The following is a 6,183-nucleotide window of genomic DNA, read 5'->3' on the forward strand; positions in this document are numbered from 1 at the left end:
TTTGGTTGCAACACGAAGAAGCCCGGACAACACCACGGTGTATTCATCAAATTGCGGCGTCTGGCCTGGCTCCACCCAGCCGGCCGGACTTTTCATGCGCGCGATGCTCACGTGTTCCGTTTCTGAATTGATGCGGCCAACAAACTCTTCAATGCGTTTGGGCTTGTTGCCGGCAGCTTGAATAATGGTTGGACTTTTGATATGAATCGGCATCTATTGAACCTCCCGGGATGATTTGATGCAAGTCTGACGCGCTGATTTTCAAAACAACAATTCACCCCCAGAACAAAATGTTGAGGGCTTTGAGGGAAATTATTAATGGCAATACGAATTGTTCACGACGGCCGGTCTTGAGTTGAATTGCCGCGGCTCAGTTCCTCTCAAAAAATCCCATGCGGCCATATTTCGCGATGCGCTGCTCGATCAATTCTTCCGCTGGAATTTTGATGAGTTTGTCCAATTCAAAAATCAAACAGTCTTTCAGAATGCGCGCTGCTTCATCATAATCGTGATGCGCGCCGCCTTTCGGCTCTTCGATGATGGCGTCGATGACGCCGAGCTTGATCAAGTCGCTCGCGCCAATTTTCATGGCTTCTGCGGCTTGCTCGGCCTTGGTGCTGTCATGCCAGAGAATGGCGGCGCAGCCTTCCGGCGAAATCACCGAGTACCAGGTGTTTTCCATCATCCACACGCGGTCGCCCACGCCGATGCCCAATGCGCCGCCGCTTGCGCCCTCGCCAATGATAACGATGATGATGGGCACGGGAAGATGCGACATCTCGAGCAAATTGCGCGCAATGGCCTCGGCCTGGCCGCGCTCTTCCGCGCCGATGCCGGGATAGGCGCCGGGCGTATCCACCAGCGAAATGATCGGGCGTTTGAATTTTGCCGCGAGTTTCATCACGCGCAGCGCTTTGCGATAACCTTCGGGATGGGGCATGCCGAAATTGCGATAGAGTTTTTGCTTGGTGTCGCGACCCTTTTGCTGGCCGACGATGAAGACTTTGTGCGTTCCGAGTTTGCCCAGGCCGGCAATGATCGCGGGATCGTCGCCGAACGCGCGGTCGCCGTGCAACTCGACGAAATCCTCCACCATGCGATCGAGATAATCTTGGGTATACGGCCGCTGCGGATGCCGCGCCAATTGCACGCGCTGCCAGCGCGTCAGCTTGGCGTAGGTTTCTTCGCGCAAACGCTTGGTTTTTTCTTCAAGTTTGCGGATTTCCTCCCCTAATCCCGCATTGGTGGTCGCGTCATACTCACGCATTTCCTGCAGGCGTTTCTCAAGCTCTGCAATCGGGCGTTCAAATTCGAGGATAAAACCGCTCATGACTTTTCCTTAGTTAGAGGTGGCAACAACGATTGATCTTGCGTGTGTGAGGCGGCGAGCGCCAAACCCGCGCTTTTACATCAAGCGAAAAACCGGCTGCGGCCAAGCCGCGGCGGACGAGGGCAATCAAATGCGGAACACTGCCCGGAATAAAATTTCCAAATCGAGCAACGGGCTGTAATGGGTGACATAATACAAATAATACTTATCTTTTTCTTCTTGCGAAAGCGGGATTTTTCGTTTGCGCACTTGCGCCAAGCCGGTAAGGCCGGGTGGTAAATCGATTTCTTTGGAACGCCCGGATTCTCCCGCTTCTTCGAAAATTTCGCGGCCAACCCAGGTGAGACGGCCGCGCAAAATTTCCCATAACCAGGGCCAGCGATCGAGGCGGCCGCCGCCTTTCAAATGCCACAATTTGAACGGCGGACGCTGCGGCAACTGGAGGGACAGGGACTCGAATTTCCGCACAACCAGCCAGCGCAGCAAGAAAAACGGCGCGATGAGAAGCAACAACGCTGCGGCCAGTACCACATCGAACACGCGCTTGCTCAAACGCGGCAGCGGCTCGAGCAAGCGGTTTTCAATCTCAACCAATGGCACATCGGCAATGGCGTCGATGCCGGATTTGCCGATGATCACGTCGAGGTGGCTGGGCGCGAGTTTGAAGCTGATCGGCTGCTTGCGCGGTCGCGACATGACGCGAATGATGCGATCAAACGGCACGCGCTGCGTGGAAAAAATCACTTGCTGAATGCGATGCGCGGAGGGCGATTGCAGCAGTTCTTCCAGCTCGTCGAGCGAAGCAATGACCGGCAACCCGGCATAACTCTGGCCGATTTGTTCCGGGGCGAGGCTGACGAGGCCGATCAATTCATAGCTGCCTTCGATATTGAGTTTGAGGCGCTCGACCAGCGGGCCATCGGAAACGAAATCGCCGACGATGATCGTGCGCGCGCCTAGCAGCGTGCGACCGAGTGTGCCGGTGTAAGTGCCGATGCCGACATGATACAACACTTTCACCAGCAAACGCCAGCCCGATAACAACAGAAGATTGAGGCCGCCGGCAATCAATACGACCTGGCGTGAAAACGCGTATTGGTTGAAAAAATACGTCAAGCTCGCGTTGATGAGAAAGCCCGTCGAGGTCGCCAGGAATGCTTGATACGAAGAAAAACGGCTGCGCTGAAAACAGCCGAATAGCGCCAGGCAAATCAACCAAACCAGCGAATAAACGACGTCAACGATGATATACTTTGACAGCACTGCGCTGCGCTCGAATCGCAGCCAGATGGCAGCGCCGAGATTGATCTGCATCAACAGCAAGTCGATGAACGGCACGGAAAGCTTGTCAAAGGCGGATTGCGCGAAGGCAACAGTGGCGCGCACCCAGATGGCGACATGCAGCAGCCAATACGAAACCACAAACATGCGCCGGCGAAAATGCTTGCGCACAAACAGCCCCATCGCCTGATAAAACACGCGCAGGCTGTCAATGCTGCTGCGCTTCGAACTCTCGCCTTTGAAATGAACGATCTGTGTGCCGGGAAAATAGTGAATGCGCCACCCGGCGGCGCGAAAGCGAAAACACCAATCGAGATCCTCACCGTACATGAAAAAATCTTCGTCGAGCAAACCCACCTGCGCCACGGCCTCGCGGCGCGCCACCATGAACGAGCCGGAAATCGCCTCGACTTCGCAGGTTTCATCTTCGGGCAGATAGGTCAGGTTGTAACGTCCAAACCACCAGCTGCGCGGGAACAGCGCGCTCAATCCGGAGAGCTTGGTGAATGCGACCCACGGCGTCGGGAAGCTGCGGCGACAGGCGAGTTGCAGCGTGCCGTCGGGATTCAATACTTTGCAGCCGACCATGCCCGTGCCCGGATGCGCTTGCATGAATCCACGAATCGCGGTGAACGTATCTTCCTGCACAACGGTATCGGGATTGAGCAACACCAGCAATCGGCCGCGACAACGCTTGAGCGCCAGATTGTTCGCCGCGGCAAAGCCGAGATTTGTGCTGTTCTCGATCAACACGCATTCGGGAAACTGCGCGCGCACCATTTCAGCCGAGCCGTCGTCAGAGGCGTTATCGACTACAAAAACTTCCGATGAAGTCTCCGCTAAAGCTTTGCGCAAAGAGAGCAGCGCCTGCCGTAAAAATTCGCGCACGTTATAGCTTACAATAATAATGGAAAATTCGCGCAGTTCCTCCACTTCAGGAAGCGGATTCTCGCTTGCAACAATACTGTCTCGCGGGCGGCCAGCGCGGGCGGAATCCTGAATCAGTGGCAGAGGATCAGGCATGATTACTTCTGTTAAAATTGACGGTAATTGATCGGGCCTTCGGAAACGCGGCAGGTTCGCCTATGCGGATGCCCACGCCGCGAAGCCGGCCAGCCCAAACGTTGTGTTTACCAAGCCCCACGATCATCTCGCGTTTCATGCAAAACCAACTTCGCTTCTTTGCCTCGGCGCGCATGCGTTCAATCGTCAAGCCGGCCCAGCCAATCTCGAATTTTGAGATGCCAAACCATGCGCGCGGCCTCATATTGAATTTTGCGTGACATTTTCGATTTTCCCGCCAGCCGCTCGGTGAACACGATCGGAATTTCACAAATGCGAAACCCTTTGCGCCAGGCTTTGTAGTGCAGCTCGATTTGAAACGCATAGCCGTTGGAGACGATGTGATCGAGCGTGATGGCTTCGAGCACGCGGCGATGAAAACATTTGAAGCCGCTGGTGCAATCGCGGATGGGCATGCGCGTGATCAGGCGCGTATAATAATTGGCAAACAAGCTGAGCAACAGGCGTGAGAGCGGCCAGTTCGTGACATTGACGCCGGTGAGATAGCGTGAACCGATGATGAGATCGTATTCCTTGCTTTTGCTGAGAAAACGCGGCAGATCTTCGGGATTGTGCGAGAGATCGGCATCCATTTCAAAAATCAAATCAAAGCCGTTTTGCAAGGCAAACTTGAAGCCTGCGACATAAGCCGTGCCGAGCCCCATTTTTTTCTCGCGCGGCAAGAGATGCAGGCGCGGCTCGTGCAGGCTGCGCTGCGCAACCAGGGCGGCGGTGCCGTCGGGCGAATTGTCATCGACGATCAACACGTGCAAGGTCGGAATATTCAAACCAAAAAGGCGGTCCAAAAGCATGTTGATGTTCCCGGCTTCGTTGAACGTGGGAACCACGACTAAAACGTGTTTTTCGGCGAGGGCAACCAGGTAATCCTCCTCAGTTGTGTCGTCATTGGTTTGCCAGACTTGGTTATATCGCATGTCAAGTTCACTCCTTGCCACGCGCAATTCCAACGAGGCTGTCACGGGCGATGGGCATTTCGTGCGAGGCTGCGCCCTTGCCTCAAGAGTGTTGGGCAAGCTCCGTTTTGAATTTTTGCAATCCCTCCACCACGTTTGACATGGATATGCCCAGCTCTTTCACGGCTTTTGCAATATCGAATCCCGAATTTGTCGGGCGCAGCGCCTGTTGTTCGAGATCGGCAGTGCGAATCGGCGTGATCAGCTTTTTGTTGAGATGAAAAACCTCCGCGATCTGCAGCGCAAAGTTATAGCGATCGATGATCTCCGCGCCGCTGAGATGAAAAATGCCGGTTTGACCTGATTCTGCCAGCTTGCGCAGCGCCCTCGCCAGTTCGCTGGCGAGCGTGGGATTGCCGAATTGATCCGTCACAATGCGCACCGGATTGCCGGTTTGCAGTTGTTTGATGAGCCAGGTCACAAAGTTCGGCCGCACATTGACGCCGTGGCCGTACAACACCATCGTGCGCGCAATCGCATAATTTGCGCCGCTGCCGATCACGGCATTTTCGCCCGCGAGTTTGGCGCGGCCGTAAAACCCGAGCGGATTGGGGCGCTGGTCTTCGCGATACGGCCCGCTCGCGCCGTCGAATACATAATCGGTGCTGACGTGAATCAAGCGCGCGCCGATTTGCGCGGCGGCTTCCGCGAGATAACCGACGGCCGTGGCATTCACCTGCCAGCATTCCTCGCGCTGCGCCTCGCTGCCGTCAACATTGGTAAAAGCGGCGGCGTTGATGATATAGTTCGGCACAAAATCTTTCACGAGTTTGACGACATCGGCTCGTTTCGTAATGTCACAACGCCGGTAACTGATGTCCGGCTGTGCCAGAATAAATGTGTCGCTGCGGTTGCTCGCCACGCGATCATAATCGTGCTCGAATGCCTGTAAAAGATTCTGGCCGAGTAAACCGTTGGCGCCCACAATCAACACTTTCTTGCGCATCAATTTCATAGAAAACCAATCCTTCATTATTTTTAGTTGCGCCGTCCTGCTCACTTTTTGCAACTACGACACACACCGTGCGCGAGAAGGAGCGGGCGCTTAATCCGTTAAATACGGCTTGACCTGAGCGTGAAACAATTCCGGGGTCAATGATCCCATAAACGTTGTGTTCAAACCGGCAACGCGATTGGCAAAGCGCGTGGCCGCCGGCACATCTTCGTGCCGGAGAAAATGCACCAAAAACGCGGCGCCGAAGGCATCGCCGCAGCCGATTATGTCTGCGGCCTGCACATGGCGCATGGGCGCAACATGCTCATGATACACGTTGCCGCTGCGGCGATAACAAACCAGCGATCCCCGGCTGCCGAGGGTGATGTGACACACACGCGGCCCCTGCGCGGCAATCTTCCGGCCAAACGCCAGCAAATCCGCGTCGCTGGCGCCCCCCGCTTCATGCCCGTTCAGTGTCGCCGCTTCTCTTTCATTCACTTGTAAAATATCGCAAGTGTTAACCCACGCCTGCCAGTCGGGAACCTGGCGATAATAACGCCGGCCGTTCGCATCGATGCCGAGCGCGAGCGCGTGCACGT

6 protein-coding genes are annotated in these 6,183 nt (G+C 55.4%); all 6 read right to left on the reverse strand.

Annotation, left to right across the window (positions count from 1 at the left end; translation table 11 throughout):
• Window positions 1-213: cupin (locus FBQ85_25205; protein ID MDL1878431.1), on the reverse strand; the 213-nt coding region annotated here is incomplete at its 3' end.
• Window positions 214-370: 157 nt separating this feature from the next.
• Complete coding sequence (locus tag FBQ85_25210; GenBank protein MDL1878432.1) at window positions 371-1,330, reverse strand: acetyl-CoA carboxylase carboxyltransferase subunit alpha; 960 nt, start codon at window positions 1,328-1,330, stop codon at window positions 371-373.
• Window positions 1,331-1,456: 126 nt separating this feature from the next.
• Window positions 1,457-3,634: a glycosyltransferase gene (locus FBQ85_25215; protein MDL1878433.1), complete on the reverse strand. Its 2,178-nt coding sequence runs from the start codon at window positions 3,632-3,634 to the stop codon at window positions 1,457-1,459.
• Between the two features lie 179 nt (window positions 3,635-3,813).
• Window positions 3,814-4,608 carry a polyprenol monophosphomannose synthase gene (locus FBQ85_25220; protein ID MDL1878434.1) on the reverse strand — a complete coding sequence of 265 codons (795 nt, stop codon included), beginning with the start codon at window positions 4,606-4,608 and terminating at the stop codon, window positions 3,814-3,816.
• Window positions 4,609-4,690: 82 nt separating this feature from the next.
• The gene (gene rfbD / locus FBQ85_25225; protein MDL1878435.1) at window positions 4,691-5,620 is read right to left on the reverse strand and encodes a dTDP-4-dehydrorhamnose reductase; all 930 of its coding nucleotides are present in this window, start codon (window positions 5,618-5,620) and stop codon (window positions 4,691-4,693) included.
• Window positions 5,621-5,692: 72 nt separating this feature from the next.
• Entirely contained in the window at window positions 5,693-6,181 is a 489-nt protein-coding gene (locus FBQ85_25230) for a hypothetical protein (protein MDL1878436.1), read from the reverse strand.
• Window positions 6,182-6,183: the final 2 nt, after the last annotated feature.

The sequence above is a fragment of the Cytophagia bacterium CHB2 genome, assembly GCA_030263535.1.
Taxonomy (GTDB): domain Bacteria; phylum Zhuqueibacterota; class Zhuqueibacteria; order Zhuqueibacterales; family Zhuqueibacteraceae; genus Coneutiohabitans.